This is a genomic window from Streptococcus sp. GMD4S (assembly GCF_000296955.1).
The window spans coordinates 1-908 of sequence record NZ_AJRE01000302.1 but is presented as its reverse complement, the minus strand read 5'-3'; the positions used below and the strand labels follow the sequence as shown (position 1 = coordinate 908).

The 908-nt window shown below is 38.8% G+C and carries 2 protein-coding genes; both read right to left on the bottom strand.

The features are described from left to right. The coding region (locus GMD4S_RS09500; protein WP_000203034.1) for a redoxin domain-containing protein at nucleotides 1-199 on the bottom strand (199 nt) is incomplete at its 3' end. Next, nucleotides 196-774, bottom strand: a complete 579-nt coding sequence (locus GMD4S_RS09495) for a DUF3278 domain-containing protein (protein WP_000711218.1) — start codon at nucleotides 772-774, stop codon at nucleotides 196-198. The genes GMD4S_RS09500 and GMD4S_RS09495, both read right to left, overlap by 4 nt. Nucleotides 775-908 lie beyond the last annotated feature (134 nt).

Genomic DNA, 908 nt, shown 5'->3' with positions numbered 1-908 from the left:
ACTGATTGCAAGGGAAATCTAGGATTTCAAAGCCCTGATCTTGATAGCGTTCATAGAGTTCTTGAAGTCCCTGGTACTGGGGCGTTAACCCACATCCGGTAGCAGTGTTGACAATCAAGAGCATCTTACCACGATAGCTTTCAAGTGATGTTTCTTGATCATCTTGGTTCAAGACTGAGAAATCGTATAATGAGGTCATTGATTTATTTTCTCCTTAGGATTGCGATTGTTAGGAGTTTTTTCCTCCTGTAGTGATAGAAATGCATTAACCATAGTTCCAAAGATAGCAGCAATACTCAAACCAAATACCAGTAAAGGGATAAGGATATCTGTTTGAAAAAGTTTTTCTAAAAAAATAGAAAGAGGAATTTGTTGGACATAGAGTTTATGGAAACATAGCAAAGTAAATAAACCAATTAGAATACCGAAAAATACACCCCAACTACGAAGGTTGATTTGGCTTTTGCTGTAGCTTTTATGATGGATTTCGGACGGGTCATCCTTGTCCAAATGTAAGTCGCGAACTGCTAGTCTCGCCCTAGATGAGAGGACGAAGATAAGTCCAAAATAGAGGTAGGGCATGGCATCTCGCACCAACTCTATGAAGCGTCCAAATAGGAGATAGAACAGGAAGAGTAGGAGAGAGGAGTAAACGATTTGGATCAAGGCACGGGCACCTGCCTTGTAAATCATCTCTTGACGGCATTCATCAAAAGGCCCTTGTATGTGAAAGAATAGTTTGAGTAAGCGAGTGGTGAAATCTTCTTTTTTCATGGGAGTAACCTCCTAAATGAGCGATTTTTGATTGACTTCTTTAAAAAGTTGATAGAGAGTATAGAAGTAAACCAAACTAAAAATGATACAGATTATTAGAAATACCAGGTATCTCCAATCCATAGGATTTGTTA